Genomic DNA, 26,952 nt, shown 5'->3' with positions numbered 1-26,952 from the left:
GGGTCAGGCGGCGTCGAAGGCAAACGCGTCCAGCGCCAGCCCTCCCATTTCCACGTCGCGATGCAGGAGCCGCCCCTTGGCACCCGCACCACCGGCTCCCAGCGCCACGTACAGCGGGAACAGGTGCTCGGTCGTCGGATGATTGCGATGGGCCTCGGGCAGTGCGGTCCAGTCGAGTGCCCCCGCGACGTTGCCGGCCAGCAGGTGCTCGCGCAGCGCATCGGTGAATGCGGCGACCCAGGCATAAGGCGTCGCGTGCGCGTGCTGCCAGTCCAGCGCACGCAGATTGTGCGAGAACCCGCCGGATCCGATCACCAGGACGCCTTCCTCGCGCAGCGGTGCCAGCGCCCTGCCCACTCGGTAATGCCAGTCCGCGCTCTGCGCCGGGTTGACGGACAAGGCCACCACCGGGATGTCCGATGCCGGGTACATCCGGCGCAGCGGCACCCATACGCCGTGGTCCAGGCCGTGATGGTCGTCGACCTGTGCTTCGAAGCCCGCCACGGCGAGGCGGCGCGCGACATCCCCGGCCAGCGCAGGTGCCCCGGCCGCCGGATACTGGATTCCGTAGAGCGCCTCGGGAAATCCGCCGAAGTCATGGATCGTGCCCGGCCGGGGTGCCGCAGTAAGCGTGGGATGGGCGTGGACGAAGTGCGCGGACGCCACCACGATCGCGCGGGGCCGCGGCAACAAGCCCCCCAAGCGGTCGAGGAAGCGGCCGGTAGGGGAATCCTCGAGGGCCAGCATCGGCGAACCATGCGAGAGGAAGAGGCTGGGGAGGTGTACGGTGGAGGTGGGCAGGTTCATGATGCGAGCATCGGGCGCCCCGGACGACTTACCAAGAGGCATCCGTGCACCGGTGTGTTGCCCACGGGAGTATCGCCACGGGGCGAGCAGCGGGTGGGCGTTCAGCGCGGTGGGCCGCGTGAAGATCTGCGCCAGTTCCCTTCAGGAGTGTTAACCTTGCCCGACTTGTTATGGTACCGTTAACACAGTCTTCACGTACCCGCGCATAATCTGTTCAGCAAGGCGATGGGTCCCTGTCGTCTCGAATAACAACTAGAAACGCCGGAACCACCGCAACAGACGTATTTCGGTTTCTCTACAACTGAACTTTTACAAGGAAAGGAGCTGCAAATGAACAAGAAGATTCTCTGCGCCGCGCTGCTGGGCGGCCTGAGCCTCGCTAACCACGCGATGGCGCAGGAGTTCGACGACCGTTGGTACCTCACCGGCTCCGCCGGCTTCAACCTGCAGGACGACGATCGCCTCACCCGCAACGCCCCGTTCCTGGGCCTGGGCCTTGGCAAGTTCATCAGCCCCAACTGGTCGCTGGACGGTGAGCTGAACTACCAGAACCCGAAGTTCGAAGACAACCGTGACGCCCTGTGGAGCCAGTACGGCATCTCGCTGGACCTGCGTCGCCACTTCGTGCAGGAAGGCCGTGGCTGGAACCCGTACATCGTCGCCGGCCTGGGCCTGCAGCGTTCGGAAGAAGAGTCGCTGATCAACGCGTCGAACCAGAACCGTGACAACAACCTGGCTGCCAAGCTGGGTGTCGGCCTGCAGACCACGCTGGACAAGCGCGTCGGCGTTCGCGCCGAACTCGCTTACCGCGCCGACTTCAACGACCAGAGCGCTGCCGCTCCGCAGGAAGACTGGTTCGGCGACGTGCTGGCCTCGGTTGGCGTCGTGATCCCGCTGGGTCCGAAGGCTGAAGCCGCTGCCCCGCCGGCCCCGCCGGCTGCGCCGAGCTGCGCGGACCTGGATGACGACGGTGACGGCGTCAACAACTGCGACGACAAGTGCCCCGGTTCGCAGGCTGGCCAGACCATCGGTCCGGACGGCTGCCCGGTGCAGGTTTCGATCGACCTGAAGGGCGTGAACTTCGACTTCGACAAGTCGACCCTGCGTCCCGACGCGATCGCGATCCTCAGCGAAGCCGCCGAGATCCTGAAGCGTTACCCCGACCTGCGCGTCGAAGTGGCCGGCCACACCGACCTGTGCGGTGCCGATGCCTACAACCAGTCGCTGTCGCAGCGTCGTTCGCAGACTGTGTACGACTACCTGACCAGCAACGGCGTGGATGCTTCGCGTCTGGTGGGCCCGGTGGGTTACGGCGAGAGCCGTCCGCTGGAGCCGACCGCGCAGACGCTGCCGGGCTGCAAGAGCGAGCGTAACCGTCGTACGGAACTGAACGTCCAGAACTGATCGGACGCTCTTCCCGCAACACACGAAGCCCGGCCAAGTGCCGGGCTTCGTTTTTTCGGCAGGCGTAGGCGCGATTTGCGTGACCGCGTTTCCGTCTTGCGCAACGCAGGACGTGGGTGACTTGCAATTCCTTGCCATGCCTGGAGGGCGTGCCTAAACTCGCCGCACGAACAGGAATACTCAGGAGTCATCACGATGCGCCGTCATGTCCTCGCCAGCCTGCTGTGCATCGCCGCGATTCCTGCCGCCCATGCCGCGCCCGACTGCACGGGCAGTCTGGTGCCGCCGCCGTTGAAGGCATCGAACACCGTGATCGCGCCGGTCGCACCGGAGTTCACCGCCACGGCCACCCAATTGGGCGCGCCGTCTGGGGTGCTGGCGTCGCATGCTTTCGACGAATCGCAATCGGTGGACCGTGTGCTGATGCGCCTGCGTATCGAGGGGTGCCGCAACATTGCCAAGGCGTTGCCCGCACCGGGGGCTACTTCTGCCGCGGCAGCCACCGCGAGCCCGGCGGCATATCAGCCGAAGACCGCGCATGACAACTCGCCCTGGCGTTTCGACATGAGCCAGAACGGCAAGCGGATGACGGCAGACGAGTTCGATGCGTGGATGAAGTCGCGTGGCGTGCGCGTGGTCAAGGCGCCCGGTGCGCCGGCCGCTGCACCCGCGCCGGCTCCCGCCGAGCCGCCCAAGAAGAACTGATCGACGAACGGCCGGCATTCCCGGCCGTTTTTCCGCCGGACACCACCATGACTGAGCGCAGACCGCCTCGCGATACGCGGACGACCGCGCGCCGCGGCGTGTCCGGCAGTCCCGCAGTACGACATGGATTGGCACGCATCCTGTCCAAGCAGGGTGTCTGTTCGCGCACGGAAGCCGCGCGCTGGATCACCGACGGCAGGGTGTCCGTCGACGGGCGCATCGTTCGCGATCCGGAATTCCCGGTGGTCGCCGGCCGTGCTGTCGTGCGCGTGGATGGCCAGGCGGCTGCGGCGGCGGATCGCCACTACCTGATGCTCAACAAGCCTCGCGGACTGGTGACGACGACGCGCGACGAACGCGGGCGCGACACCGTCTACCGTTGCCTGGAAGGTGCCGGCCTGCCATGGACCGCGCCGGTGGGGCGGCTGGACAAAGCCAGCGAGGGTCTTCTGCTTTTCACCAACGACCCGGAATGGGCCGCACGCGTCACGGATCCGGCATGCGGGCCCGACAAGACCTATCACGTGCAGGTCGATCGGGTGCCCGATGAAGCATTGCTGCGCGCGCTGCAGGCGGGGGTGCACGTCGGAGGGGAACATCTGGCTGCCCGCCAGGCACGCCTGTTGCGTGCCGGCGAACGCAATGCCTGGGTGGAGATCGTTCTCGACGAAGGCCGCAACCGGCAGATCCGTCGACTGCTTGAGGCCTTCGACATTCGCGTGCTGCGGCTGGTCCGGGTCGCCATCGGTCCGTTGCTCCTGGGCACGCTGGCGAAGGGGGCATGGCGCATGCTCGATGCAGCGGAACGCGAAGCGCTGGCACGATGATCGGCTGCTGATTGCGCGACCGCGGTCAGGGTTCGCTGCCGTGTGCTTGCCTACACTCGCTCACGCCTGACCACTGGGGAATTGCCATGCTCGACCTGACGGCGCGCCTGCCTGCGCGTTTCGTTGTTCTGTTTGTCATCGGCATGGCGGCGGGCTGCGCCTCGAAGCCGCCACACGCCAACACCGCTGATGTGAAGGAAGAGGTCGTCAGCGTGCGCCCGGGGCCGCATGGCCACCGCTTCGACATGCAGCAGAATGGCCGCAAGATGACGGCGGAAGAGTTCGATGCCTGGATGAAGGCGCGCGGCATCCGCGTCGCCAAGGGCGCGCCCGCCAGGCCGAAGGCTTCCGCTGTCGCCAAGCGCGCCCGCTGATCGCGGGCGCACAGGCTTCGGCTACGCCTTCAACACGCCCAATTCGCGGCCGATGCGGATGAAGGCGTCGATTGCGCGATCCAGGTGTTCGCGTGTATGCGCCGCACTCATCTGCGTGCGGATGCGGGCCTGGCCCTTCGCGACCACCGGGAAGAAGAAACCGATCGCATAGATGCCCTCCTCCAGCAGTCGCTCGGCGAAGCGCTGTGCGAGCGGTGCGTCGTACAGCATCACCGGACTGATGGGGTGCACGCCGGGCCTGATGTCGAAGCCGGCAGCCGTCATGCGTTCGCGGAAATACGCCGTGTTCTGTTGCAGGCGTTCGCGCAGTTCGCCGGCGGAGGACAGCATGTCGAAGGCCTTGATGCCCGCGGCCACCACGTGCGGCGGCAGCGAGTTGGAGAAGAGGTAAGGCCGGGAGCGCTGGCGCAGCAGTTCGATCACTTCCCTGCGCGCGGTCGTGAATCCGCCCAATGCGCCGCCCATCGCCTTGCCGAGCGTGCCGGTGATGATGTCGATCCTGTCCAGCACGCCCTTCACTTCCGCCGAGCCGCGGCCGGTCGCGCCGAGGAAGCCGGTGGCGTGGCATTCGTCGATGTGCACCAGCGCGTTGTACTTCTTCGCCAGCGCCGTGATCTCGTCCAGCGGCGCAATGAAGCCGTCCATCGAGAACACGCCGTCGGTGGTGATCAGCTTGGTCTTGCATCCTGCGGCGTCGGCGGCCTGCAGCTGCTTTTCCAGGTCGGCCATGTCGCAGTTGGCGTAGCGGAACCGCTTGGCCTTGCACAGGCGTACGCCGTCGATGATCGATGCGTGGTTCAGTGCATCGGAGATGATCGCGTCGTCCTCGCCCAGCAAGGGTTCGAACAGGCCGCCGTTGGCGTCGAAGCAGGCGGCATAGAGGATGGTGTCCTCGGTACCGAAGAAGTCCGCGATCGTCTGCTCTAATTGCTTGTGCAGGTCCTGCGTGCCGCAGATGAAGCGCACCGACGCCATGCCGAAGCCATGCGTATCCAGCGCGTCCTTCGCCGCCGCGATGATGTCCGGATGGTCGGCCAGGCCCAGGTAGTTGTTGGCGCAGAAGTTCAGCACCGTGCGGCCGTCCGCCAGCGTGATCTCGGCCGACTGCGGGCCGGTGATGATCCGCTCGGCCTTGAACAGGCCTTGGGCGCGGATCTCATCGAGGGTGGTGGCGTAATGGACGGTCAGTGGACTGGACATGGGCGCGGGAATCAGGGGAAGGCGACCATTCTAACCGGCCGTCTCCGCGGCCTCTGCCGTTATGCAGCTGGGGAATAAGCGTCCGCCGTTTCCTCATTTCCCTGCCTGCATGTGCGCCCGCAGCATCGCCTCTCCGGCCGATCAAGGCCATCACGCGGGGATATGCGGTCATGCGGACACATTCGGGGCTCGGCAAGCGAAGAGGCAAGGGCGTCGCCATCCTGGGCGCACTGGCCTGTTCGCTGGCCTTCCCGGTGTCCGCGCAGACCCAGCCGACCGTGCAGGAATTGCTGCAGCGGCTGGAAGCGCTGGAACGACGCGTCGGAGAGGCGCCGGCGCCGGTCGCGGCGGAAGGCGAATCCGCGCCGTCCACCCTGGGCGACCTGGACCAGCGGCTGCGCATCCTGGAGCGCCGCCTCGAACTGCAGCAGGAAGAGACCGCTGCCAAGGCCAAGGAGGCGCCGGTGGTCGCGGTCAACGACAAGGGCGCGTCGCTGAAATCGGCCAATGGCGATTTCGAGTTCAAGCTGCGCGGGCTGGTGCAGGGTGATGCGCGCTTCTTCTTCGATGACGATGCGGTGCCGCAGAACGACACGTTCTTGTTCCGCCGCATCCGCCCCACGATCGAAGGTTCGCTGGGCAAGCTGGTCGCCTTTCGGTTGACGCCCGAGTTCGCCGGCGACAGCGCCACCATCGTCGATGCCTACGTCGACGTGAAGCTCGATCCCGCCTTCACGCTGCGCGCGGGCAAGGTCAAGGGTCCGGTCGGACTTGAGCGGTTGCAGTCCGGCAGCGCGATCGAACTGATCGAGCGCAGCTTCCCCACCGAGTTGGCGCCCAACCGCGACCTGGGCATCCAGGCGCAGGGCGAATTGGCCGAAGGACGCGTCAGCTATGTAGCGGGTGTCTACAACGGCGCGCCGGATGGACGCGACGCCGCCACCACCAACCCGGATGACGAGTTCGAGTACGCTGGCCGCCTCTTCTTCGAGCCCTTCAAGAACACCAGCAGTTCGTGGTCGGGACTCGGCTTCGGCATCGCCGGCAGCATCGGCGACAAGCGGGGCATCGGCAACAATTTCCTGCCGCGCTACCGCACGCAAGGCCAGGCACAGTTCTTCAACTACCGTAGCGCGATCGCGGCCGACGGCGAACACAGCCGCATCTCGCCGCAGGGCTACCTTTACCGTGGCCGGTTCGGCTTGCTGGCCGAATACATCTCGTCGAAACAGGAACTGCTCGTCACCAGCGGCGCCACCGCGGGCACGCGCGCGGACCTGGAAAACACTGCATGGCAGGCGACCGCCAGCTGGGTATTGACCGGCGAAGACGCCAGCTATCGAGGCGTGGTCAAGCCTTCCAGGCCGTTCAGTCCCGACGGCGGCTGGGGTGCATGGGAAGTCGTCGGGCGGTATGGTGAGCTGGAGATCGACGATGGCGCTTTCCCGGTGTTCGCCGATCCGGCCGTTTCGGCGCGCCGCGCCAAGGCATGGACGCTGGGCGTCAACTGGTATCTCACCAGCAATCTGAAGCTGGTCGTCAATTACCTGGACACGCAATTCGAGGGCGGGGCCGCCGCAGGCGCGGACCGTGAAGACGAAAAGGCCGTGTTCTCGCGACTGCAGGTCGCCTTCTGATTCCCGGAGACATCGCATGAAGACACCATCCATCCGACGCCACGTCCGCACCGCCTTGCTCGCCTTCGGCCTGACGCTGACCGCAGCGGCCGGCGCCAAGGACATCAAGCTGCTCAACGTGTCCTACGACCCGACGCGCGAGTTCTATCGCGAGTTCAATACCGCCTTTGCCGCCGAGTGGCAGAAGACCAAGGGACAGAAGGTCAGCATCGAGACCTCGCATGGCGGCTCGGGCAAGCAGGCGCGTTCGGTGATCGATGGCCTCGAGGCGGACGTGGTGACGCTCGCCCTGGCCTACGACGTGGATTCCATCGCACAGCGGGCCAAGCTCTTTCCCGCCAACTGGCAATCGCGCCTCCCCGAGAACAGCGCGCCGTACACCTCGACCATCGTGTTCCTGGTGCGCAAGGGCAATCCGAAGAAGATCCGCGACTGGCACGACCTGGTGAAGCCGGGCATCTCCGTCATCACTCCGAATCCGAAGACTTCCGGTGGCGCGCGCTGGAACTATCTTGCGGCGTGGGCCTATGGTCTGAAGATCTTCAAGGGTGACGAGGCGAAGACGCGCAACTTCGTGCGTGGCCTGTTCCGCAACGTGCCGGTGCTGGACACCGGCGCGCGGGGGTCGACCACGACGTTCGTCCAGCGCGGCATCGGCGACGTGCTGCTGGCGTGGGAAAACGAGGCCTTCCTGTCGATCGAGGAGCTGGGCCCCGACAAGTTCGACATCGTAGTGCCATCGCTGTCGATCCTGGCCGAGCCGCCGGTGGCGCTGGTGGATCGCAATGTCGACAAGCACGGCACGCGCGAAGCGGCGCAGGCCTATCTGAAATACCTGTACTCGCCAACGGGCCAGCGGCTCGCGGCCAAGCATTACTATCGACCGCGTTATCCGCAGCATGCGGCGCCTGCAGACATCGCGCGCTTCCCGAAGCTGGAGCTGGTCACCATCGACGGCGTCTTCGGTTCCTGGGCGAAGGCGCAGGCCACGCATTTCGCGGACGGTGGCGTGTTCGACCAGATCCAGGCGAAGTAAGGTGGCGGCAGTGCAATCCTGGCCGGGGAAGGTGCGCGCACGGCGCGTCATTCCCGGTTTCGGCCTCAGCCTGGGCTATACGCTGGCCTGGCTGGGGCTGATCGTCCTGATTCCGCTGGTGGGTGTGTTCGCCAAGGCCAGCGGGTTGGGTCCGGCGGGCATCTGGGCGATCTGGACGGAGCCGCGCGTGCTGGCGGCGTTGCGCATCAGCTTCGGCACCGCGCTCGCGGCGGCGGCATTCAATGCGGTCATGGGCACCCTGGTGGCCTGGGTGTTCGTGCGCTACCGATTTCCCGGCAAGCGCGTGTTCGACGCGATGATCGACTTGCCATTCGCGCTGCCCACCGCCGTGGCCGGCATTGCGCTGACGGCGCTGTACGGCCCGACCGGCTGGATCGGCCAATGGTTGGAAGCCGTCGGCATCAAGGTCGCTTACACGCCACTCGGCATCACCGTGGCGCTGGTATTCATCGGCCTGCCTTTCGTGGTGCGCGTGGTGCAGCCGGTGCTTGCGGAAATCGAGACGGAACTGGAAGAGGCCGCCGCCACCCTGGGCGCCGACCGCTGGCAAGCGGTGCGTCACGTGGTGCTGCCCACGCTGTGGCCGGCCGTGCTGGCTGGCTTCGCGCTGGCGTTCGCGCGTGGCGTGGGCGAATACGGCTCGGTGATCTTCATCGCCGGCAACCTGCCCGGGGTGTCCGAGATCGCGCCGCTGCTGATCACGATCAAGCTGGAGGAGTTCGACTACGAGGGCGCCACGGCGATCGCGGCGGCCATGCTGCTGCTGTCGTTTGCGCTGCTGCTGCTGATCAACACGCTGCAGGCGCGGCTGCAGCGTACCGGCAAGCGGGCAGGGGGCTAACATGGGCGACGCCATCTCCGCCGTCATCGCCATCCCCCCGGAGTCGTCCTTCGTGGAAGCGCCTGCACGCCCTGTCCGCCGCCATGCGGCCACCACCGAGCCCCTCTGGGTGCAGGTGCTGCTGGTGTTGGGCGCGCTTGGTTTCCTGCTGTCGTTCCTGTTGCTGCCGCTGGCGCTGGTATTCGTGGAAGCGCTGCGTGGCGGTTGGGCGGCGTTCGCATCCGCGGTGACCGAGGCCGATGCGCTGGCGGCCGTGCAGTTGACGCTGCTGGTAACGGCGATCGTCGTGCCCCTCAACCTCGCCTTCGGCGTGGCCGCCGCATGGTTGGTCAGCAAGCATGAGTTCCGTGGGAAACGCTGGCTGGTCACGCTGATCGATCTGCCGTTCGCGGTGTCGCCGGTGGTGGCCGGTCTGATCTACGTGCTGATCTTCGGCGCGCAGGGCTGGGCTTATTCACTGATCGACGAAGGCTGGCGTTTCTCCCTGCCGCTGCTGGGCGACCTGCACCTGCAGTTGCCGAAGATCATCTTCGCGCTGCCGGGCATCGTGCTGGCGACGATCTTCGTGACGTTCCCGTTCATCGCGCGCGAGCTGATGCCGCTGATGGAACAGCAGGGTACGGACGAGGAACTGGCGGCACTCAGCCTGGGCGCGAATGGCTGGCAGACCTTCTGGCGGGTAACGTTGCCGAACATCCGTTGGGCGCTGCTGTACGGCGTGTTGCTGTGCAGTGCGCGCGCGCTGGGCGAGTTCGGCGCGGTGTCGGTCGTGTCCGGCCACATCCGCGGACGCACCAACACGCTGCCGCTGCATGTGGAGATCCTCTACAACGAGTACGCATACAGCGCGGCGTTCGCGGCGGCCTCGCTGCTGGCGCTGACCGCGCTGGTGACGCTGGCGTTGAAGACCTGGCTTGAATGGCGGCACGGCGAAGCGCTGGCTGCCAACCACCGTCACTGAGAAGACATCATGGGTATCAGGATCGAACACCTGGGCAAGCGGTTCGGCAACTTCGTCGCGCTGGACGAGGTATCACTGGACATCCGCCAAGGCGAGCTGCTGGCGCTGCTCGGGCCGTCCGGCTCCGGCAAGACCACCTTGCTGCGCATCATCGCCGGGCTGGAACACGCCGATGCGGGCAAGGTCTGGTTCGATGGCGAAGACGCTTCGCGATTGAGCGTGCAGGCGCGGCGTGCGGGCTTCGTTTTCCAGCACTACGCGCTGTTCCGCCACCTGACGGTGGAGGAGAACATCGCCTTCGGCCTGCGCGTACGGCGCGGTCGCGAGCGCGTGTCCGATGCCACCATCCGGGCGCGCGTCGCGGAACTGCTTTCGCTCGTGCAACTGGAGGGATTCGGCACGCGGTATCCGGCGCAGCTGTCCGGCGGCCAGCGGCAGCGCGTGGCATTGGCGCGTGCGCTGGCGATCGAGCCGCGCGTGCTGCTGCTGGACGAGCCGTTCGGCGCACTCGACGCACAGGTCCGGCGCGACCTGCGCCGCTGGCTGCGGGAACTGCACGACCGCACCGGTCTGACCACCGTGTTCGTGACGCACGACCAGGAAGAAGCGCTTGAGCTGGCCGACCGCGTAGCGATCCTCAACCGCGGGCGCATCGAACAACTCGGCAGCCCGGCCGATACCTACGATGCGCCGGCCTCGCCCTTCGTCTACTCCTTCGTCGGTGCGGTTAACCGCCTGCCAGCTCACTGGGAAGCAGGCGCGCTGCAGGCCGCAGGGTTGCCGCTGCGGTCACGTGAGCAGGCGGGGCAGGGGCAGGCCGAGGTCTTCGTGCGCCCGGAGGATCTGCAGGTGGTGGAAGAGGGCCCCGGCTGGCCGGCGACGATCATCGTCGCGCAGCGGAACGGTCCGCGGTTGCGCCTGCGGGCGCGGCTCCAGGACGATGCCATCGAGGTCGACGTGGACTTGCCCGCCGACCACGAGAGCCCTGCAACGGCGCCCGGACAGCCGGTGCGCTTGGCACCAAAACGGTTCGGATGGTTTCCCCGAAATGGTGCGGAGGCACCAACGTGATGCGACGTAAGCTGCTGAATTAATTGAAAAAGAAACCAATTATCCGGCATGCGGACAGGCACTTGACGACGGCGATTGTTGCGGCGCACTATCGGGGCGCAGTTAAAAAACCGTGAAGCTGCGATTACGGTCTCACGACCGGCAATCCCCGCCACGCCAGCCACCACCGTCCGCCCATCGATCAGGAGAATCCGGATGAAGCCCGTCAAGCTCTGCACCGCCCTTGCCACTGCCCTGTTGCTGGCGCTTCCGCTGTCCGCCTTCGCCCAGGATGCCGAGGAAGAAGCATCCTCTCCGTTCAGCGCGACATTCGCGGTGACCACGGACTACGTGTTCCGCGGCGTTTCCCAGACCGACAACGAGCCTGCGTTCCAGGCGGGTGCGACATATTCCGCGCCGTTCGGCCTGTATGCCGGCGCATGGGCATCGAACGTGGATTTCGGCGAGGGTGGCCCCGACTTCGAAGTCGACTACTTCGTCGGCTGGAACAAGGACCTCAGCGACAGCTGGAACCTCGACCTGGGCGTGAACCGTTACACCTATGAAGGCGCTTCCGACGGGTACGGCGACATCGACTACAACGAGTACATCGCGAAGGTGACCTGGAGCGGCCCCGTCACCGTGGGCGGCATCCTGGCGTACGCCGACGACTACAGCAACACCGGCGCGGAAGAGATCTATGCAGGCGTGTCGGCCAGCTACGACATCGGCGATTCGGGCTTCTCGCTGGGTGCCACCACGGGTTACACCTCCATCGACGCGGGCAGCGATGGCCGCGCCGATTTCTACGATGGCTCCGTCACGCTCTCCAAGGGCTTCGGTCCTGCGACCGCGACATTGGGCTACTACGACACCTTCGGTTCGGACGCGTCCGAGCTGCGTCGTGGCTCGGATATCTACAAGCCCGGCGTGGTGTTCACGATCGCGGTTGCGGTTCCCTGATAGGGCACGCAACAGGAAAAAGGCGCCGCAAGGCGCCTTTTTCTTTGCGCGGACTGGAGCGTGCGCGTCAATTCCAGCTCAGCACCACCTTGCCGGCCTTGCCCTGTTCCATCAGGTCGAAGCCCTTCTGGAAATCGTCGATTGGCAGCTGGTGCGTCAGCACCTTGCCCAGCGGGAAGCCGCTCAGCACGAGCTGCGTCATCTTGTACCAGGTCTCGTACATCCTGCGGCCGTAGATGCCCTGCACGGTCAGGCCCTTGAAGATGATGCGGTCCCAGTCCACGCCGGCGCCCTTGGGCAGGATGCCAAGCAGCGCGATCTTGCCGCCGTGATACATGCAGTCGAGCATGTCGTTGAAGGCGCGCGGGTTGCCGCTCATCTCCAGGCCCACGTCGAAGCCCTCCATGTGCAGGTCGGCCATCACGTCCTTGAGCGACTGGTTGGCCACGTTGACCACGCGGGTCGCGCCCATGTCGGCGGCCAGCTTCAGGCGGAAGTCGTTCACGTCGGTGACCACCACGTTGCGGGCGCCGATGTGCTTGCAGATGCCGGCGGCGATGATGCCGATGGGGCCGGCACCGGTGATCAGCACGTCCTCGCCGACCACGTCGAACTCCAGCGCGCAGTGCGCCGCGTTGCCGTAGGGGTCGAAGAATGCCGCCAGTTCCGACGGAATCTGGTCCGGGATCGGCCACAGGTTGCTGGCCGGCATCACCATGTACTCGGCGAAGGCGCCGTTGCGGTTCACGCCGATGCCCACGGTGTTCGGGCACAGGTGCTGTCGGCCGCCGCGGCAGTTGCGGCAATGGCCGCAGACGATGTGGCCTTCGGCCGATACGCGCTGCCCGACGTCGTACCCGGTCACGGCGGACCCGAGTTGCGCGATGCGGCCGACGAACTCGTGGCCGATGGTGAGGCCGGGCTTGATCGTGCGCTGGCTCCATTCGTCCCACAGATAGATGTGCAGGTCCGTGCCGCAGATGGCGGTCTTCTCCAGCTTGATCAGCACTTCGTTGGGGCCGGGCTGCGGGACGGGCAGTTCCTCCATCCAGATGCCTTTGCCGGCCTCGCGCTTCACCAGCGCCTTCATCGTCTGTGCCATCGGGCGTCGATCCAGGGGTTGAGGGCGCGGATTATACGCGCCGCCTCGGTGGCGCCCTGTTGCAGGGCGCCTTGACACGCCGGAGCGTCCGCATGCCCGTCTTCCTAGGACGAAAGTCATGGGTCGGCGGCGGTGACAGGTTCATTACAATCGGAACTTTCTTGTCCGTACCGGGGTTTCCATGCGTCCGAACCTGCTCGCCGCCGCCATTGCGGTTCCGTTGTCCCTGCTCGCCGCCCAGTTCGCCCATGCCGGCGAGGGCATGTGGGTACCGCAGCAGCTGCCCGAAATCGCCGGACCGCTGAAGAAGGCCGGCCTGGAACTGTCGCCGCAGCAGCTTTCCAACCTGACCGGCGATCCGATGGGCGCGGTGGTCGCGCTGGGTGGCTGTACCGCCAGCTTCGTCTCGCCGAACGGCCTGGTGGTCACCAACCATCACTGCGCGTATGGCGCCATCCAGCTGAACTCCACGGCCGAGAACAACCTGATCAAGAACGGCTTCAACGCACCGACGGCGGGCGATGAAGTCAGCGCAGGCCCCAATGCGCGCGTGTTCGTGCTGGACGAGATCACCGACGTGACCAAGGACGCGCAAGCCGCCATCGCCGCGGCAGGCAATGATGCCCTGGCGCGCACCAAGGCGCTGGAGACGTTCGAGAAGAAGCTCATCGCCGACTGCGAAGCCGACGCCGGCTTCCGCTGCCGCCTCTACAGTTTCTCCGGTGGCAACACGTATCGCCTGTTCAAGAACATGGAAATCAAGGACGTGCGCCTGGCGTACGCACCGCCGGGGAGCGTGGGCAAGTACGGTGGCGACATCGACAACTGGATGTGGCCGCGCCACACCGGTGACTTCGCGTTCTACCGCGCCTATGTGGGCAAGGACGGCAAGCCGGCCGCATTCTCCAAGGACAACGTGCCCTACCAGCCGAAGCACTGGCTGAAGTTCGCCGACCAGCCGCTGGGTGCCGGTGATTTCGTCATGGTGGCGGGCTATCCGGGTTCCACCAACCGCTACGCGCTGGCGGCCGAATTCGACAACACCGCTGCGTGGACCTATCCGACCATCGCGCGCCACTACAAGAACCAGATCGCGATGGTGCAGGACGCCGGCAAGAAGAACGCCGACATCCAGGTGAAGTACGCCAACACCATGGCGGGCTGGAACAACACCAGCAAGAACTACGACGGCCAGCTGGAAGGCTTCAAGCGCATCGACGCCGCTGGCCAGAAACAGCGCGAGGAAGCCGCCGTCCTGGCCTGGCTGAAGGGGCAGGGCGCCAAGGGCCAGGCGGCGCTGGACGCGCACGCCCAGCTGCTCGCCCTGCTGGAACAGAACAAGGCCACGCGCGAGCGCGACCTGACCCTGGCGATGTTCAACAACACCGCGATGGTCGGTTCCGCCACGCAGCTGTACCGGCTGTCGATCGAGCGCGAGAAGCCCAATGCGGAACGCGAGTCCGGTTACCAGGAACGCGACCTGCCCGCCATCGAAGGTGGCCTGAAGCAGCTTGAGCGCCGCTACGTGGCCGCGATGGATCGCCAGTTGCAGGAGTACTGGTTGAACGAGTACATCAAACTGCCCGCTGCCCAGCGCGTCGACGCCGTGGATGCATGGCTGGGCGGCAACGATGCCGCAGCGGTGAAGCGGGGATTGGATCGTCTGGCGGGCACGAAGCTCGGCAGCACGGATGAGCGCCTGAAGTGGTTCGCCGCAGACCGTAAGACATTCGAGGCCAGCAGCGATCCGGCGATCCAGTACGCGGTGGCGGTGATGCCCACGCTGCTGAAGCTGGAGCAGGAGCGCAAGACGCGCGCCGGCGAGAATCTGGCCGCGCGCCCCGTCTACCTGCAGGCGCTGGCGGACTACAAGAAGAGCCAGGGTCAGTACGTCTACCCGGATGCCAACCTGTCGCTGCGCATCACCTTCGGCAACGTGATGGGTTACGCGCCGAAGGACGGCGTGGAATACATCCCGTTCACGACGCTGGAAGGCGTGGTGGCCAAGGAAACCGGGCAGGACCCGTTCGACTCGCCGAAGGCGTTGCTCGATGCGGTCGCGGCCAAGCGCTACGGCGGTCTGGAGGACAAGCGCATCGGCTCCGTGCCGGTGAACTACCTGTCCGACCTGGACATCACCGGCGGCAACTCCGGCTCGCCGGTGCTGGACGCACACGGCAAACTGGTCGGCCTGGCCTTCGACGGCAACTGGGAGTCGGTCAGCTCCAACTGGGTGTTCGACCCCAAGATGACGCGCATGATCGCCGTGGATGGCCGCTACCTGCGCTGGATCATGCAGGAGGTATATCCGGCGCCGCAGTTGCTGAAGGAAATGGGCGTCGGCAAGTAACACCTGCAACTTAGCGGCAGGCACGGGACGGGAGCGGGTATGATCCGCTCCCGTCTTCGTTTCCGGCTTCCGGAAGCGGGGCCGCTTCCCTCGAATGGACACACCGACGCATGCGCATCCTGCTTGCCCGTCACGGCGAAACGCCGTGGAACGCCGAAGGCCGTTACCAGGGCCAGATCGACATCCCGCTGTCGCCGGTCGGCGAAGGCCAGGCCACCGCGCTGGGCCAGCGGCTGAAGGACGTACGCATCGATCGTGCAGTCGCCTCGCCGCTGTCGCGGGCGCAGCTCACCGCGAAGCTCGTGTTGGGCGATGCACGCGCCGACCTTCTGCAGACCGATGTGGATCTGCAGGAAATCGCGCATGGCGAATGGGAAGGTCTTCTGGCCAGCGAGATCCAGGACAAGGATCCCGCCCGCCTGCTGGCGTGGCGCGAGGAGCCCGATACCGTCCTCATGCCGGGTGGCGAATCGCTGCGCCAGGTGCTGGACCGTTCCTGGCGCGGGCTCGCACGCGCCGCGGAGGGACTGGGCGATGACGACACCCTGCTGATCGTGGCGCACGATGCAGTCAACCGCGTCCTGCTGTGCCGCATCCTGGGCCTGCCGATCGCAAAGCTCTGGACGTTCCGCCAGGCGCCGACCACGCTCAACCTGCTGGAAGGCCCCTCGGTCGACCAGCTCGAAGTCGTGCGCCTCAACGACTGCGCGCACCACACGCCATTCTTCGGCGAAGCGAAGCATCGGGCGCTCTAGAGTCCGGCGGCAGCGGCGACGTTCTGCGAGCGCACATGGGCTGGAAAGCGGTCTGGTTCGGCTCGGACACGCCTGCGCCTGGTCAGGTCACCGCGACCGTGGCGGTCCTTGGCACCTGTGCGTTGGCGCTGACGGGTCTGTTCGTCGACTTCGTGCCTGCGCCCGCCTTGCACGGCCTCCATGTCGCCCTGTTGTTCCTGGTCGGTGGCGTGATCGGAACGGCGTTGTTGATCGGCCATGCCCGCCGCCATGGACGCATGGCCCTCCTGCTCGACCAAGGGTTCCTCAAGTTCCTGTTCCTTCTTTGCGGGATGCCCGTGATGCTGGGCCTCGTCGGCTGGCTGGTGCTGGCCAGGTCCTTGCCCTGGGCGTGGACGTGCGTGTTCGGCGAGGCATTCCGCGAATCCCACATCATGCAGACGCACTACACCCCGAGCCGTCGTGCATGCGATTACCGATTGCGAGGCGCCCCGATGGAGCGGGGCTTTCCGAGCTACTTGTGCATCCGTGAAGCGTTCTATCATCGCCATCCCGAGCAACAGGTGTCGGTGGTGCTGAGCGGCCGACGGTCGCTGTTCGGCTCCAGCATCCGGCATATCGAATCCGGCAACTGACATGTCACGCGCACTGCATACCCTCGACGACTGGCTCGAGTACATCGAGCAACAGCATCCCAGGTCCATCGACATGGGCCTGGACCGCGTGCGCGAAGTCGCAATGCGACTGGCGCTCGGCAAGCCCGCCGCCCGCGTCATCACCGTCGGCGGCACCAATGGCAAGGGCTCCACCGTGGCCTTCATCGAGGCCATTGCGCGTGCCGCAGGCTGGAAGGTCGGGGCGTATACCTCGCCACACCTGCTGCGCTACAACGAGCGCGTGCGCATCGATGGCATCGACGCCGATGACGCGTCACTGGTGGAAGCCTTCGAAGCGGTCGAAGCTGCGCGTTCTGGCCCTTCCCCCTCCGGGAGCTGGGTTGGGGAGAGGGAACGGGGAGGCGATGATGGTCTGGACGTCAGCGAATTCGCCGACCCCTCATCCGGCGCTGCGCGCCACCTTCTCCCGGGGGGAGAAGGGAACACGATCCCGCTGACCTATTTCGAATTCGGTACGCTGGCCGCACTGTGGCTGTTCGAGCGCAGCGGGCTGGACCTGGCGGTACTCGAGATCGGCCTGGGTGGAAGGCTGGACGCGGTGAATATCGTCGACCCGGATGTCGCCGTCATCACCACGGTCGACATCGACCACACCGACTGGCTCGGCAACGACCGCGAGGCCATCGGCGCCGAGAAGGCCGGCATCGCGCGGGCGTGGACGCCGCTGGTGCTCGGCGAGGTGGACTCGCCGTCCAGCGTGTTGCGCCATGCCTATGCCATCGGAGCGAATGCACTCCGGCTGGGCAGTGACTTCTTCCATGAGCCCATCGACAGCCAGCGCTGGCGCTGGCGTGAAGTGGGGGCAGAACTTGAACTGCCGGTGCCGGCGCTGTCCGCGCCTTCGCAGCGTGCGAACGCCTCCACGGCGATTGCTGCATTGCGCGCGTTGCCAGGAGACGTCATTCCCGACAGCGCCTTCGCGGAAGGCGTGGCCAAGGCAGCGCTTCCAGGCCGACTGCAGCAGTTCGAGCGCGATGGCGTGCACGTGGTGCTTGATGTCGGCCACAACCCGCAGGCGGCGCGTGAACTGGCCGCATGGCTGCAGATCCATGCCGGTGGTGGCGTGACCCGCGTGGTGTTCGCCGCGCTGGCAGACAAGGATGTGCGAAGCGTGGTCGACGCCTTTGCCGGCATGACCCTGCAATGGCATCTGGCCGGCCTGGACATGGGGCCGCGCGCACAGACCGCCGGACAGCTGGCCGCGCGCCTGCGGGGCACTGACGCGGATGGCGCCGTCCTGCACGGCCATGTCGGCGACGCGCTGCAAGGCGCGCTTGCGGCATCGGCGCCGGGCGACCGCGTGCTGGTGTTCGGTTCGTTCCACACCGTGGCCGACGCATTGCACGTGCTGCATTCAGGTCGATGAGGGGGAGCGCGGTGGGACGCGCCGTATAATCGCGCCGGCACTCCTGCCTCATCTCCCGTGGACCTGGATGGATACTGCCCTGAAACAGCGCCTGATCGGCGCCGTCGTGCTGGTGGCGCTGGCCGTCATCTTCCTGCCCATGCTGGTGAAAGGCCCCGCGCCCGATAGCGGCGTGTCGGACGTGCCGCTGGATGTTCCGCCAGCCGCCGATGGCGAATACGAAACACGTGAGCTGCCGCTGGTCGCCCCGAGCAGCCCCCCCGCGAATGGCGCGGTCGGCATGCAGGGCCAGGTCGCCGCGCCCGCAGCGGAACCGCTCCCGGCGGCCGGCGTGTCGCAGTCCGCCGCCACCGCTGCCGGCAACTTCGCCGTCAGCTTCGGCGCCTACGCCACGCAGGCCGATGCCGATGCCGTGCTGGCCCGCGTGAAGCAGGCCGCGCTGCCGGGCTTTGTCGAGCCGGCGACGATCAATGGCAAGCAGGCATTCCGCGTGCGCGTCGGTCCCTATGCCGATCGCCCGCAGGCCGAATCCGCGCGTCTGGAGGCCATCAGGATCCGGGGCGATGTCAACGCCCAGGTCGTCACGCTGGACGCTGCGGCGACCACTGCGCCCACTCCCTCCGCCACGCCTGTGGCACCGACGCCTTCATCGGTGGCCGCCGCCGCTCCCACTCCGGCGATCACCACGCAGGCGCTGCCGCCGGAACCCAAGCCCGCGGCACCGGCACCGAAGCCGGGCACCACGCCGCCGCCCGCCGAACCCAAGCCGACCGTCGCCGCGAGCAAGCCCGTCGCGCCCGCACCCAAGCCAGCCGAAGCAGCAAAGCCTGCCGCGTCCGGCGTGGGCTTCGCCGTGCAACTGGGGGCATTCTCCAGCGCGGCGGATGCCAACGCATTGCGTGATCGCGCCCGCGCTGCCGGTTTCAGTGCGTTCGTCGAACAGGTCCGCACCGACAAGGGCACGCTCAGTCGCGTGCGCGTGGGGCCGGTGGCAAGCCGTGCCGACGCGGACCGGCTGAAGGCGCAGGTAGCGGCGAAGGTCGGTGTCGATGGCATGGTGCGCCCGCATCCTTGACCGGCATCGGCATCGCCACTGAATCCGGGTGTGGGCGGGCGCGCGCATGAGTGCGCTCGATCTGACACTGCTGGGCATCATCACCGTCTCGGCGCTGTTCGGGCTGATGCGCGGGCTCGTCAGCGCCGCAGCATCGATGGTCGCCTGGGTGCTGGCCGGCTGGGTCGCTTTCCACTACGGCGCGCAGGTGGCCGTCTGGCTTTCCGACGATGGGCCGCCCACCGCCAGCGAATTGCTGGGGGGGTACGCGCTCAGCTTCGTCGGCGTCATGCTCGTGGTCGGCGTGACCGGCTGGATCGTGCGTCAACTCGTGAAGACCGTGGGCCTGTCGGGACTCGATCGTGTGCTGGGGCTCGGCCTGGGCGTGTTGCGTGGTGCCTTCGTGGCCTGCGTGCTGCTGTTGCTGGTGGCCTTCACCGACCTGCCGCGCGAACCTGAATGGCAGCGGTCATCCGTCGTGCCGCTGCTCCTGCCCGGCGCGGAATGGCTTGCGCAGTGGTTGCCGGAATGGACTGTGCAGGAACTGGACTTTGGCAATGGGCGTCCGGCGGGCGATAATGCGCGCCTGCAAAACTTGCCCCTGCCGCTGCAAGAGTCCGGCGCCCCGCCGGAGCGCGTCTCCCCGCCAGCGTCGCCCGAGTCGAAACCGGAGTAGGTCCACCATGTGCGGCATCGTCGCAATCGTCGGCAACCAGAATGTTGCCGGCCAGCTTTATGACGGGCTGACCGTCCTCCAGCACCGCGGGCAGGACGCCGCCGGCATCGCCACCGCCGACGGCACGCGACTGCGCGTGCACAAGGACAACGGGCTGGTGCGGGACGTGTTCAACGCCAAGGCGATGAGCGTGCTGGAAGGCCGCGTGGGCATCGCGCATTGCCGCTATCCGACCGCCGGCTCCGAGGGCATGGACGAGGCGCAGCCGTTCTACGTGAACTCGCCCTACGGCATCGCGCTGGCGCACAACGGCAACCTGATCAACACCGAGGCCCTGCGCCAGGACGTGTTCGCCCAGGACCGTCGCAACATCAACACCGATTCGGACAGCGAAGTGCTGCTGAACGTGTTCGCGCACGAGCTGGACCTGCAGCGCACGCTCAGTCCGGAAGCCGCCATCCGCGCGGTCGCCGGCGTCCATCGCCGCGTCAAGGGCGGATATGCGGTGGTCAGCGTGGTGCTGGGCCTGGGCCTGGTGGCGTTCCGCGACCCGCATGGCATCCGTCCCCTGGTGCTGGGCAAGCGCGAGCACAGCGAAGGCACCGAGTACATCATCGCGTCCGAATCCGCCGCGCTCGACATCCTGGGATTCACCCGCATGCGCGACGTGCAGCCGGGCGAAGCCATCGTGATCACCGCGCGCGGCGAGCTGTTCAGCGAAATCGTCGCCGAACCGCAACACCATGCGCCGTGCATCTTCGAGTACGTGTACTTCGCGCGTCCCGATTCGATGATCGACAACGTGTCGGTGCACAAGGCGCGCATGCGCATGGGCGTGAAGCTGGGCGAGAAGATCCTGCGCCTGCGCCCGGACCACGACATCGACACGATCATCCCGATCCCGGACACCTCGCGCGACGCCGCGCTGGAGATCTCCAACGTGCTGGGCGTGAAGTACCGCGAGGGCTTCATCAAGAACCGCTATGTCGGCCGCACGTTCATCATGCCGGGGCAGGGGGAGCGGGTGAAGTCCGTGCGTCGCAAGCTCAACCCGATCAACCTGGAATTCCGCAATCGCGTGGTGCTGCTGGTGGACGACTCCATCGTGCGCGGCACGACCTCCAAGCAGATCGTGCAGATGGCGCGCGACGCCGGCGCGCGCAAGGTCTACCTGGCCAGTGCCGCGCCGCCGGTGCGCCATCCCAACATCTACGGCATCGACATGCCGGCTGCCGATGAGCTGGTGGCGCACGACCGCAGCATCGAAGAGATCGAGACGCTGCTCGGCTGCGACTGGCTGATCTACCAGGACCTGGAAGATCTCGAGGCGGCTGTGCGCGAAGGCAATCCGCAGCTGGCCGATTTCGACTCCTCCTGCTTCGATGGCAAGTACGTCACCGGCATCGAGCCGGGATATTTCGAGCGCATCGAGCAGATGCGTTCGGACGAGGCCAAGCGCAAGCGCCGCGTCGGCTGATCCGGCGCGCACCCCATGGCCACGCTGTTCGAGGCCGCGCGTGCCTGCCTGGACGCAACGGACGTGGACGACAAGGTCGCGCTGACGCAGCGATTCGCTGGCGCCTTCAAGCGCGGTGAGCTGGCCATTCCGGCGGACGCGCCGGCACCCGAATCGATCCGCATGCCGGGGCGACCGGTGAAGCCGACCCTTGTGCATCCGCGCGAGTTGCCGCGTCGCGGGCTCGGCAGCGTGCCGGGCAGGGCGGCCTTCATCCATGCCATCGCGCATATCGAACTGAATGCCATCGACCTGGCCTGGGATGCGGTGTATCGCTTCCGTGGAATGCCGGTGGCGTTCCATGCCGACTGGGTCAGCGTGGCCAACGATGAGTCGCGCCACTTCGTCCTGCTGCGCGACCGCCTGCGCGAACTGGGTTACGACTACGGGGATTTCGATGCGCACAACGGTCTTTGGGAGATGACCGAGAAGACCGCGCACGATGGTCTTGCGCGGATGGCGCTGGTACCGCGCGTGCTGGAGGCGCGCGGCCTGGACGTCACGCCAGGCATGATCGTCAAGCTGCGCGATCTGGGAGACGAAGCCACCGTCGGGATTCTCGACCTGATCCTGCGCGAGGAAGTCGCGCATGTCGCCGCCGGTTCGCGCTGGTATCGCTGGTACTGCGAGCAGCGTGGCATCGAACCGCGCGCACGCTTCCGCGAACTGCTGAGGGAATACGCCAGCGGCTACCTGCATGGCCCGTTCAATATCGAGGCGCGGCTGTTGGCAGGGTTCGACGAAGATGAACTCGCGGCGCTGGAAGCCCCGTAGGGGGCTTGGGCGACCTGTGGACGGAATACACATGAGGGTGTGGGAGCGATGTAAGTCGCGATGAGCTACCGCGGAAGCATCATCGCGACTTACATCGCTCCCACATCAAAGACCTACAGACGCTCCAGCGTCATTCCATGCGGTTCCACCCGCAGCACCGAGCCCTGCTCGTACCAGTCGCCCAGCACCACGCGGCGGCACGCCCGTTCGCCAACAATCAGTTCGTGGATCGCAGGCCGGTGCGTGTGGCCATGGATCAGCATGTCGATGCCGAACTGCGCCAGTGTCACGTCCACGGCCGCTGGCGCCACGTCGGTCAATGTTTCGAACTGCGCCTTGTCGCTCTGCTTCATGCCGCCCTGGTGCGCGGCACTGGCAGCGCGCGCCTGCGCGGCGAAGGCGAGCCGGGCCACCAGTGTCTGCGACAGGAACTGCGCCTGCCAGGCGGGATTGCGCGTCTGCGCGCGGAACGCCTGGTAGGCCGTGTCGCCCGTGCACATCAGGTCGCCATGCATGAGGATCGCCGGCTTTCCGTACAGCATGACAACGGCCGGATCGGGCAGGATGCGCATGCCGGCGCGGCGGGCGAAGGCATTGCCGAGCAGGAAATCGCGGTTGCCACGGATGAAGAACACCGGTACGCCGGCATCGGCGACCTCGCGGATGCGGGCCTCGACGTAGGCACCCGTTTCCGATGGATCGTCGTCGCCCACCCAGGCCTCGAACAGGTCGCCCAGGATGTACAGGGCGTCGGCCGCGACGGCTTCCCGCTGCATGAACGCGCCGAACAACTCGGTGACGGCAGGGCGTTCGGGATCCAGATGTAGGTCGGAGATGAAGAGCGTGGTCATGCGGCGATTCTAAGCCCTCCCCAACGGGCTTCTTGTATCGGAAAGGCCTTCCGGGCGCCTCGCCTAGCGGGCGCGCTGCGGCGCGTTCGGGCCGGCGAGCGCGGCAGAACCGTCGCGGCGCGGTAAAATCGTCGGACTACGTACCTTGAGCTCCTCCATGACCTGCCGTACCCGCTTCGCTCCCAGTCCCACCGGCTACCTGCACATCGGCGGCGCCCGCACGGCGCTGTACTGCTGGCTGGAAGCGCGCCATCGCGGCGGCGACTTCATCCTGCGCATCGAGGACACCGACCGCGAGCGCAGCACGCAGGCCGCGATCGACGCGATCCTGGACGCCATGGACTGGCTGGGCCTGGACTACGACGAAGGCCCGGTCTACCAGACCCAGCGCATCGACCGGTATCGCGAGGTCGCTGAACAACTCGTCGCGGCCGGCAAGGCCTACTACGCCTACGAGACACGCGAGGAGCTCGACGCCATGCGCGAAGCCGCGATGGCGAAGCAGGAGAAGCCGCGCTACAACGGCGCCGCGCGCGAGCAGAACCTGCCGCACCGCGACGACCCGAACCGCGTGATCCGCTTCAAGAACCCCCCCGATGGCGTGGTCGCCTTCGACGACCTGATCAAGGGTCGCATCGAGATCGCCAACAGCGAGCTGGACGACATGGTGATCTTCCGTCCGGACGGCTATCCCACCTACAACTTCGCCGTGGTGGTCGATGACTGGGACATGGGCATCACCGAGGTGATCCGCGGCGACGACCACATCAACAACACGCCCCGGCAGATCAACATCTACGAAGCGCTGGGTGCGCCGGTGCCGAAGTTCGCGCACATGCCGATGATCCTGGACGAGCAGGGCGCCAAGCTGTCCAAGCGCACCGGTGCGGCCGACGTGATGCAGTACAAGGACGCCGGCTACCTGCCGCACGCGCTGATCAACTACCTGGCGCGGTTGGGCTGGTCGCACGGCGACCAGGAGCTCTTCTCGCGCCAGGAGCTGATCGACCTGTTCGACGTGAAGGACGTGAATTCCAAGGCCGCGCGCCTGGACATGGCCAAGCTGGGCTGGGTGAACCAGCACTACCTGAAGACCGATGCGCCTGCGGACATCGCGCCGCACCTCGTTTACCAGTTGGAGAAGCTGGGCATCGACCTGACCGCCGGTCCGGCGCCGGCCGACGTGGTGGTCGCGCTGCGCGATCGCGTGCAGACGTTGAAGGACATGGCCGAGAAGGCGGTGGTCTGGTACCAGCCGCTGACGGTGTACGACGATGCTGCAGTAGCCAAGCATCTGGGCGCCGCCGCGCATGCCCCGCTGGCCAAGGCCCGCGAAAGCCTGGCGGCGCTGGCGGAGTGGAGCGCGGAAAGTGTGTCCGTCGCCCTGCACGAGGCCGCAGCGGCGCTCGAAATCGGCATGGGCAAAGTGGCGCAGCCTTTGCGCGTGGCCATCACCGGGACGCAGGTCAGCCCGGACATTTCCCAGACGGTCTACCTTGCCGGTCGCGATGAAGCCTTGAAACGCATCGACGCAGCACTTATCAAGACAAGTACGGCCGCCTGATCACAGATCGCCCATGCCACACGCCTGCACCGACCCGAACCACCATGTCCATGACGCGCAGGCGTTCGTGGTCGCAGTGGAGCGCGCGTGCCAGGAGCGCGGCCTGCGGCTGACGCCGATCCGTGCGCGCGTTCTGCAGCTGATCGCCGAAGCCGGCAAGCCGGTGAAGGCCTACGAATTGCTCGAGTGGGTGCGTGCCACGAAGGGCGTGGGCGCCGACGCGCCGCCAACGGTGTATCGCGCGCTGGATTTCCTGATGGCCAATGGCTTCGTGCACAAGCTCGAATCCGTCAATGCGTTCGTCGCCTGCCACCATCCGAACAGCGCCCAGCACTCGGTGCCGTTCCTCATCTGCGACCGCTGCCACAGCGCGGTGGAACTGGAAGATCGCGACGTGGTGGCGGCGCTGGACGCGCGCGCCAAGGCACTGGGTTTCCAGCCACAGGCGCAGACGCTGGAAGTGCATGGCCTGTGCGCGCGCTGCGCTGCCGCGTAGCGGATTTGTTGTTGTAGGAGCGACGTAAGACGCGACCGCGGATTTCGCTGGCCGGGAGCCGATCATCGCGCTAGGTCTTCCGGGCAAGAAAGAAGCTGCGCCAGCTGAAGTTTCCGGTAAGTGTTGGCGTGCGGTCGCGACTTACGTCGTTCCTACAGTTGCTCCTACAACGGATTTGCTCACGCCGCCGCCGGCACAGCTTTCGGTGGCGTTTCCCGGATAGGCAGGTTCGCTGCTGCCGCGATCAATGCCAACGCCATGTCCGCGTACCACATCCACGTGTAGTCGCCGAAGCGCTCCAGCGCCAGCCCGCCGAGCCACGCACCGAAGAAGCCGCCGATCTGGTGCGACAGCAAGGTCAGTCCGAACAGGGTGCCCAGGTAGCGCGGACCGAACAGCTTGCCGACCAGGCCGGCCGTAGGCGGCACCGTCGCCAGCCAGGTGAAACCGAGTGCTGCCGCGAACACGTAGAACGTCAATGGCGTCGGAGGCGCCAGCAGATACAGCGCGATCATCACTGCGCGACTGGCGTACATCACCGCGAGGATCCACTTCATCCGCACGCGCTGGCCCAGTGCACCGGCCACCAGGCTGCCGGCCACGTTGAACAGGCCGATCAGCGCGATCGACACCGCCGACACGCTGGGCGACAGGCCGCACAACGCGATTTCGCCCGGCAGGTGCGTCACCAGGAAGGCGATGTGCACGCCGCACGTGAAGAAGCCCAGGTGCAGCATCCAGTAGCTGCGGTCACGCAGGGCGATGGCGATCTGCTGCTTGAGCGAGATGTCGCCGACCGCGGTGGCCGGTGTTGAGCCCGTCGAAGACGCCAGCTTCCTGCGCAACGGGAAGGCCAGCGGAATCGCCAGCAGCGATGCGATGGCAAGCGTGTACATCGCGCTGGCCCAGCCGGCGAGGGCGATGACGGCCTGTACCAGCGGCGCGAAGACGAACTGTCCGAGCGAACCCCCCGCGTTGATGAAGCCCGCGGCGAACGAGCGCTTCTCGGGTGCCAGCTGTTGTGCGGTGGCGCCGATCAGGATGGAGAAGCTGCCCGCGCCTGCGCCCGCCGCCGTCAACAGGCCCAGCGTGAACATCAGCCCCCAGGACGAGGTGAGATGCGGTGTCAGGGCCAGCCCCAGCGCCAGCAGGACGCCACCGACCACCAGCACGCCGGTGGAACCGCGCTTGTCGGCGATGGCGCCGAAGATCGGCTGCACGGCTCCCCACGTGAACTGGCCGATCGCCAGCGCGAAGCTGATCGCGGCGATACCGATGCCGGTGTCCTGGTGGATCGGTGAAACGAACAGCCCGGTGGTCTGGCGCGCGCCCATGGTGATCATCAGCGTCGCTGCGGCGGCCAGCAACAGGCCCCAGTGCATGCGTGGAGCGGGCGTCGGGGTAGCGGGGTTCATGCGGCTTCTCCCAGGTGCTGGCGCAGCAGGTCGTCGAGGTGGTCCAGGTCGCGATGCAATCGTTTGACGCCGGCCTCGCCGAGCATCCCGTCGATGACCGCCTGCGCATGTCGCCAGAGGGGCTTCGCGGCAGCGAGTCGGTCGCGGCCCGGCGGGGTCAGCGCGATCAGGCGCTGGCGCGCGTCGTGGCCGCGGACGATGTCCACCAGGCCTGCATCCACCAGCGGCGACAGGTTGCGGGTCAGGGTGGTGCGATCCATGCCGAGTTCCCCAGCCAGGTCGCCCAGCACGCGTGGCTCGCGTTCGCTGCGGCGCAGGATCGAGTACTGATTGAGGCTCAGGCCGGCCCCGGCCAGTTCATGGTCGTACACCTGGGTGACGCGGCGGCTTGCGCGGCGCAGGCGGAAGCAGGTGCATGTGCTGGGCGATGCGGTAGCGGAGGGGGCGGGCATGCGGGATTGATCGCGATGGGGGCTGCCGGATGAATTATGTGTATATGCACATAATTGTTGTCAAGAAGGGCGGCTGCC

General features: G+C 66.6%; 26 protein-coding genes. 20 read left to right on the top strand and 6 right to left on the bottom strand.

The window, feature by feature from the left end; genetic code table 11:
* Positions 1–3: 3 nt before the first annotated feature.
* Complete coding sequence (locus tag IB223_RS11005) at positions 4–807, bottom strand: class III extradiol ring-cleavage dioxygenase (RefSeq protein ID WP_192201723.1); 804 nt, start codon at positions 805–807, stop codon at positions 4–6.
* Positions 808–1,137: 330 nt separating this feature from the next.
* Here IB223_RS11005 and IB223_RS11000 point away from each other — a divergent pair, with 330 nt between their 5' ends.
* The 4 genes from IB223_RS11000 (at position 1,138) to IB223_RS10985 (ending at position 4,117) form a co-directional block, all read left to right on the top strand.
* A complete protein-coding gene (locus IB223_RS11000) occupies positions 1,138–2,211 on the top strand; it encodes an OmpA family protein (RefSeq protein WP_192201721.1) in 1,074 nt (357 codons plus the stop codon).
* Between the two features lie 195 nt (positions 2,212–2,406).
* On the top strand, positions 2,407–2,916 hold the full coding sequence (locus IB223_RS10995) for a hypothetical protein (RefSeq protein ID WP_192201720.1): 510 nt from the start codon (positions 2,407–2,409) through the stop codon (positions 2,914–2,916).
* A gap of 47 nt (positions 2,917–2,963) precedes the next feature.
* Entirely contained in the window at positions 2,964–3,743 is a 780-nt protein-coding gene (locus IB223_RS10990; protein WP_192201718.1) for a pseudouridine synthase, read from the top strand.
* Positions 3,744–3,829: 86 nt separating this feature from the next.
* Positions 3,830–4,117 carry a hypothetical protein gene (locus IB223_RS10985; RefSeq protein WP_192201716.1) on the top strand — a complete coding sequence of 96 codons (288 nt, stop codon included), beginning with the start codon at positions 3,830–3,832 and terminating at the stop codon, positions 4,115–4,117.
* A 21-nt stretch (positions 4,118–4,138) separates the two neighbouring features.
* On the opposite strand, the gene kbl is transcribed toward IB223_RS10985, so the two are convergent.
* Positions 4,139–5,353: a glycine C-acetyltransferase gene (gene kbl / locus IB223_RS10980; RefSeq protein WP_192202399.1), complete on the bottom strand. Its 1,215-nt coding sequence runs from the start codon at positions 5,351–5,353 to the stop codon at positions 4,139–4,141.
* A 155-nt stretch (positions 5,354–5,508) separates the two neighbouring features.
* On the opposite strand from kbl, the gene IB223_RS10975 reads away from it, so the two are divergent.
* The 6 genes from IB223_RS10975 to IB223_RS10950 all read left to right on the top strand — a co-directional run bounded on the left by IB223_RS10975 (position 5,509) and on the right by IB223_RS10950 (position 11,847).
* The gene (locus tag IB223_RS10975; RefSeq protein ID WP_192201714.1) at positions 5,509–6,975 is read left to right on the top strand and encodes a porin; all 1,467 of its coding nucleotides are present in this window, start codon (positions 5,509–5,511) and stop codon (positions 6,973–6,975) included.
* 16 nt (positions 6,976–6,991) lie between these two features.
* Positions 6,992–8,011, top strand: coding sequence for a sulfate ABC transporter substrate-binding protein (locus IB223_RS10970; RefSeq protein WP_192201712.1), 1,020 nt, complete (start codon positions 6,992–6,994; stop codon positions 8,009–8,011).
* 10 nt (positions 8,012–8,021) lie between these two features.
* Complete coding sequence (gene cysT / locus IB223_RS10965) at positions 8,022–8,873, top strand: sulfate ABC transporter permease subunit CysT (protein ID WP_343227188.1); 852 nt, start codon at positions 8,022–8,024, stop codon at positions 8,871–8,873.
* Position 8,874: 1 nt separating this feature from the next.
* A complete protein-coding gene (gene cysW / locus IB223_RS10960) occupies positions 8,875–9,834 on the top strand; it encodes a sulfate ABC transporter permease subunit CysW (protein ID WP_192201708.1) in 960 nt (319 codons plus the stop codon).
* Between the two features lie 9 nt (positions 9,835–9,843).
* On the top strand, positions 9,844–10,905 hold the full coding sequence (locus IB223_RS10955; RefSeq protein WP_192201707.1) for a sulfate/molybdate ABC transporter ATP-binding protein: 1,062 nt from the start codon (positions 9,844–9,846) through the stop codon (positions 10,903–10,905).
* 195 nt (positions 10,906–11,100) lie between these two features.
* Positions 11,101–11,847, top strand: coding sequence for a TorF family putative porin (locus tag IB223_RS10950; protein ID WP_192201705.1), 747 nt, complete (start codon positions 11,101–11,103; stop codon positions 11,845–11,847).
* A gap of 67 nt (positions 11,848–11,914) precedes the next feature.
* Here IB223_RS10950 and tdh read toward each other — a convergent pair whose 3' ends face one another.
* Complete coding sequence (gene tdh / locus IB223_RS10945) at positions 11,915–12,949, bottom strand: L-threonine 3-dehydrogenase (protein ID WP_192201702.1); 1,035 nt, start codon at positions 12,947–12,949, stop codon at positions 11,915–11,917.
* Positions 12,950–13,130: 181 nt separating this feature from the next.
* Between tdh and IB223_RS10940 the strand changes: the two genes are divergently transcribed.
* From IB223_RS10940 to IB223_RS10905, 8 genes are all read left to right on the top strand, one after another.
* On the top strand, positions 13,131–15,299 hold the full coding sequence (locus IB223_RS10940; protein WP_192201700.1) for a S46 family peptidase: 2,169 nt from the start codon (positions 13,131–13,133) through the stop codon (positions 15,297–15,299).
* Between the two features lie 110 nt (positions 15,300–15,409).
* Entirely contained in the window at positions 15,410–16,054 is a 645-nt protein-coding gene (locus IB223_RS10935) for a histidine phosphatase family protein (protein ID WP_192201698.1), read from the top strand.
* A 35-nt stretch (positions 16,055–16,089) separates the two neighbouring features.
* Positions 16,090–16,668, top strand: coding sequence for a hypothetical protein (locus IB223_RS10930; protein WP_192201696.1), 579 nt, complete (start codon positions 16,090–16,092; stop codon positions 16,666–16,668).
* Position 16,669: 1 nt separating this feature from the next.
* Positions 16,670–18,076 carry a folylpolyglutamate synthase/dihydrofolate synthase family protein gene (locus IB223_RS10925; RefSeq protein WP_225591008.1) on the top strand — a complete coding sequence of 469 codons (1,407 nt, stop codon included), beginning with the start codon at positions 16,670–16,672 and terminating at the stop codon, positions 18,074–18,076.
* Positions 18,077–18,143: 67 nt separating this feature from the next.
* Positions 18,144–19,151, top strand: coding sequence for an SPOR domain-containing protein (locus IB223_RS10920; protein ID WP_192201694.1), 1,008 nt, complete (start codon positions 18,144–18,146; stop codon positions 19,149–19,151).
* A 46-nt stretch (positions 19,152–19,197) separates the two neighbouring features.
* Positions 19,198–19,806 (top strand): CvpA family protein, encoded by a 609-nt coding sequence (locus IB223_RS10915; protein ID WP_192201692.1) that lies wholly within the window; start codon positions 19,198–19,200, stop codon positions 19,804–19,806.
* 7 nt (positions 19,807–19,813) lie between these two features.
* On the top strand, positions 19,814–21,283 hold the full coding sequence (gene purF / locus IB223_RS10910) for an amidophosphoribosyltransferase (protein ID WP_192201690.1): 1,470 nt from the start codon (positions 19,814–19,816) through the stop codon (positions 21,281–21,283).
* 15 nt (positions 21,284–21,298) lie between these two features.
* The gene (locus IB223_RS10905) at positions 21,299–22,096 is read left to right on the top strand and encodes a ferritin-like domain-containing protein (protein WP_192201688.1); all 798 of its coding nucleotides are present in this window, start codon (positions 21,299–21,301) and stop codon (positions 22,094–22,096) included.
* A gap of 113 nt (positions 22,097–22,209) precedes the next feature.
* Here the strand turns inward: IB223_RS10905 and lpxH are convergent, their stop codons facing one another.
* Positions 22,210–22,947: a UDP-2,3-diacylglucosamine diphosphatase gene (gene lpxH / locus IB223_RS10900; RefSeq protein WP_192201686.1), complete on the bottom strand. Its 738-nt coding sequence runs from the start codon at positions 22,945–22,947 to the stop codon at positions 22,210–22,212.
* A 157-nt stretch (positions 22,948–23,104) separates the two neighbouring features.
* On the opposite strand from lpxH, the gene gltX reads away from it, so the two are divergent.
* Positions 23,105–24,511 carry a glutamate--tRNA ligase gene (gltX, locus tag IB223_RS10895; protein WP_192201684.1) on the top strand — a complete coding sequence of 469 codons (1,407 nt, stop codon included), beginning with the start codon at positions 23,105–23,107 and terminating at the stop codon, positions 24,509–24,511.
* 13 nt (positions 24,512–24,524) lie between these two features.
* A complete protein-coding gene (locus IB223_RS10890) occupies positions 24,525–25,007 on the top strand; it encodes a Fur family transcriptional regulator (RefSeq protein WP_192201682.1) in 483 nt (160 codons plus the stop codon).
* A gap of 179 nt (positions 25,008–25,186) precedes the next feature.
* Here IB223_RS10890 and IB223_RS10885 read toward each other — a convergent pair whose 3' ends face one another.
* The gene (locus IB223_RS10885) at positions 25,187–26,422 is read right to left on the bottom strand and encodes an MFS transporter (protein ID WP_225591007.1); all 1,236 of its coding nucleotides are present in this window, start codon (positions 26,420–26,422) and stop codon (positions 25,187–25,189) included.
* Positions 26,419–26,874 carry a MarR family winged helix-turn-helix transcriptional regulator gene (locus tag IB223_RS10880; RefSeq protein ID WP_192201680.1) on the bottom strand — a complete coding sequence of 152 codons (456 nt, stop codon included), beginning with the start codon at positions 26,872–26,874 and terminating at the stop codon, positions 26,419–26,421. Before IB223_RS10880 ends, IB223_RS10885 begins: the two co-directional genes overlap by 4 nt.
* Between the last annotated feature and the right edge of the window lie 78 nt (positions 26,875–26,952).

The organism is Pseudoxanthomonas sp. PXM03 (genome assembly GCF_014852005.1).
In the GTDB taxonomy this organism is placed as follows: Bacteria; Pseudomonadota; Gammaproteobacteria; order Xanthomonadales; family Xanthomonadaceae; genus Pseudoxanthomonas_A.
This window is presented reverse-complemented; position numbering and strand designations above follow the sequence as displayed.

What these genes read in the sequence shown, in the direction of transcription:
- IB223_RS11005 (WP_192201723.1), bottom strand. Translation starts at nt 807, where the DNA reads ATGAACCTGCCCACCTCCACCGTACACCTCCCCAGCCTCTTCCTCTCG.
- IB223_RS11000 (WP_192201721.1), top strand. Translation starts at nt 1,138, where the DNA reads ATGAACAAGAAGATTCTCTGCGCCGCGCTGCTGGGCGGCCTGAGCCTC.
- IB223_RS10995 (WP_192201720.1), top strand. Translation starts at nt 2,407, where the DNA reads ATGCGCCGTCATGTCCTCGCCAGCCTGCTGTGCATCGCCGCGATTCCT.
- IB223_RS10990 (WP_192201718.1), top strand. Translation starts at nt 2,964, where the DNA reads ATGACTGAGCGCAGACCGCCTCGCGATACGCGGACGACCGCGCGCCGC.
- IB223_RS10985 (WP_192201716.1), top strand. Translation starts at nt 3,830, where the DNA reads ATGCTCGACCTGACGGCGCGCCTGCCTGCGCGTTTCGTTGTTCTGTTT.
- IB223_RS10975 (WP_192201714.1), top strand. Translation starts at nt 5,509, where the DNA reads ATGCGGACACATTCGGGGCTCGGCAAGCGAAGAGGCAAGGGCGTCGCC.
- IB223_RS10970 (WP_192201712.1), top strand. Translation starts at nt 6,992, where the DNA reads ATGAAGACACCATCCATCCGACGCCACGTCCGCACCGCCTTGCTCGCC.
- cysW (WP_192201708.1), top strand. Translation starts at nt 8,875, where the DNA reads ATGGGCGACGCCATCTCCGCCGTCATCGCCATCCCCCCGGAGTCGTCC.
- IB223_RS10955 (WP_192201707.1), top strand. Translation starts at nt 9,844, where the DNA reads ATGGGTATCAGGATCGAACACCTGGGCAAGCGGTTCGGCAACTTCGTC.
- IB223_RS10950 (WP_192201705.1), top strand. Translation starts at nt 11,101, where the DNA reads ATGAAGCCCGTCAAGCTCTGCACCGCCCTTGCCACTGCCCTGTTGCTG.
- tdh (WP_192201702.1), bottom strand. Translation starts at nt 12,949, where the DNA reads ATGGCACAGACGATGAAGGCGCTGGTGAAGCGCGAGGCCGGCAAAGGC.
- IB223_RS10940 (WP_192201700.1), top strand. Translation starts at nt 13,131, where the DNA reads ATGCGTCCGAACCTGCTCGCCGCCGCCATTGCGGTTCCGTTGTCCCTG.
- IB223_RS10935 (WP_192201698.1), top strand. Translation starts at nt 15,410, where the DNA reads ATGCGCATCCTGCTTGCCCGTCACGGCGAAACGCCGTGGAACGCCGAA.
- IB223_RS10930 (WP_192201696.1), top strand. Translation starts at nt 16,090, where the DNA reads ATGGGCTGGAAAGCGGTCTGGTTCGGCTCGGACACGCCTGCGCCTGGT.
- IB223_RS10925 (WP_225591008.1), top strand. Translation starts at nt 16,670, where the DNA reads ATGTCACGCGCACTGCATACCCTCGACGACTGGCTCGAGTACATCGAG.
- IB223_RS10920 (WP_192201694.1), top strand. Translation starts at nt 18,144, where the DNA reads ATGGATACTGCCCTGAAACAGCGCCTGATCGGCGCCGTCGTGCTGGTG.
- IB223_RS10915 (WP_192201692.1), top strand. Translation starts at nt 19,198, where the DNA reads ATGAGTGCGCTCGATCTGACACTGCTGGGCATCATCACCGTCTCGGCG.
- purF (WP_192201690.1), top strand. Translation starts at nt 19,814, where the DNA reads ATGTGCGGCATCGTCGCAATCGTCGGCAACCAGAATGTTGCCGGCCAG.
- IB223_RS10905 (WP_192201688.1), top strand. Translation starts at nt 21,299, where the DNA reads ATGGCCACGCTGTTCGAGGCCGCGCGTGCCTGCCTGGACGCAACGGAC.
- lpxH (WP_192201686.1), bottom strand. Translation starts at nt 22,947, where the DNA reads ATGACCACGCTCTTCATCTCCGACCTACATCTGGATCCCGAACGCCCT.
- gltX (WP_192201684.1), top strand. Translation starts at nt 23,105, where the DNA reads ATGACCTGCCGTACCCGCTTCGCTCCCAGTCCCACCGGCTACCTGCAC.
- IB223_RS10890 (WP_192201682.1), top strand. Translation starts at nt 24,525, where the DNA reads ATGCCACACGCCTGCACCGACCCGAACCACCATGTCCATGACGCGCAG.
- IB223_RS10885 (WP_225591007.1), bottom strand. Translation starts at nt 26,422, where the DNA reads ATGAACCCCGCTACCCCGACGCCCGCTCCACGCATGCACTGGGGCCTG.
- IB223_RS10880 (WP_192201680.1), bottom strand. Translation starts at nt 26,874, where the DNA reads ATGCCCGCCCCCTCCGCTACCGCATCGCCCAGCACATGCACCTGCTTC.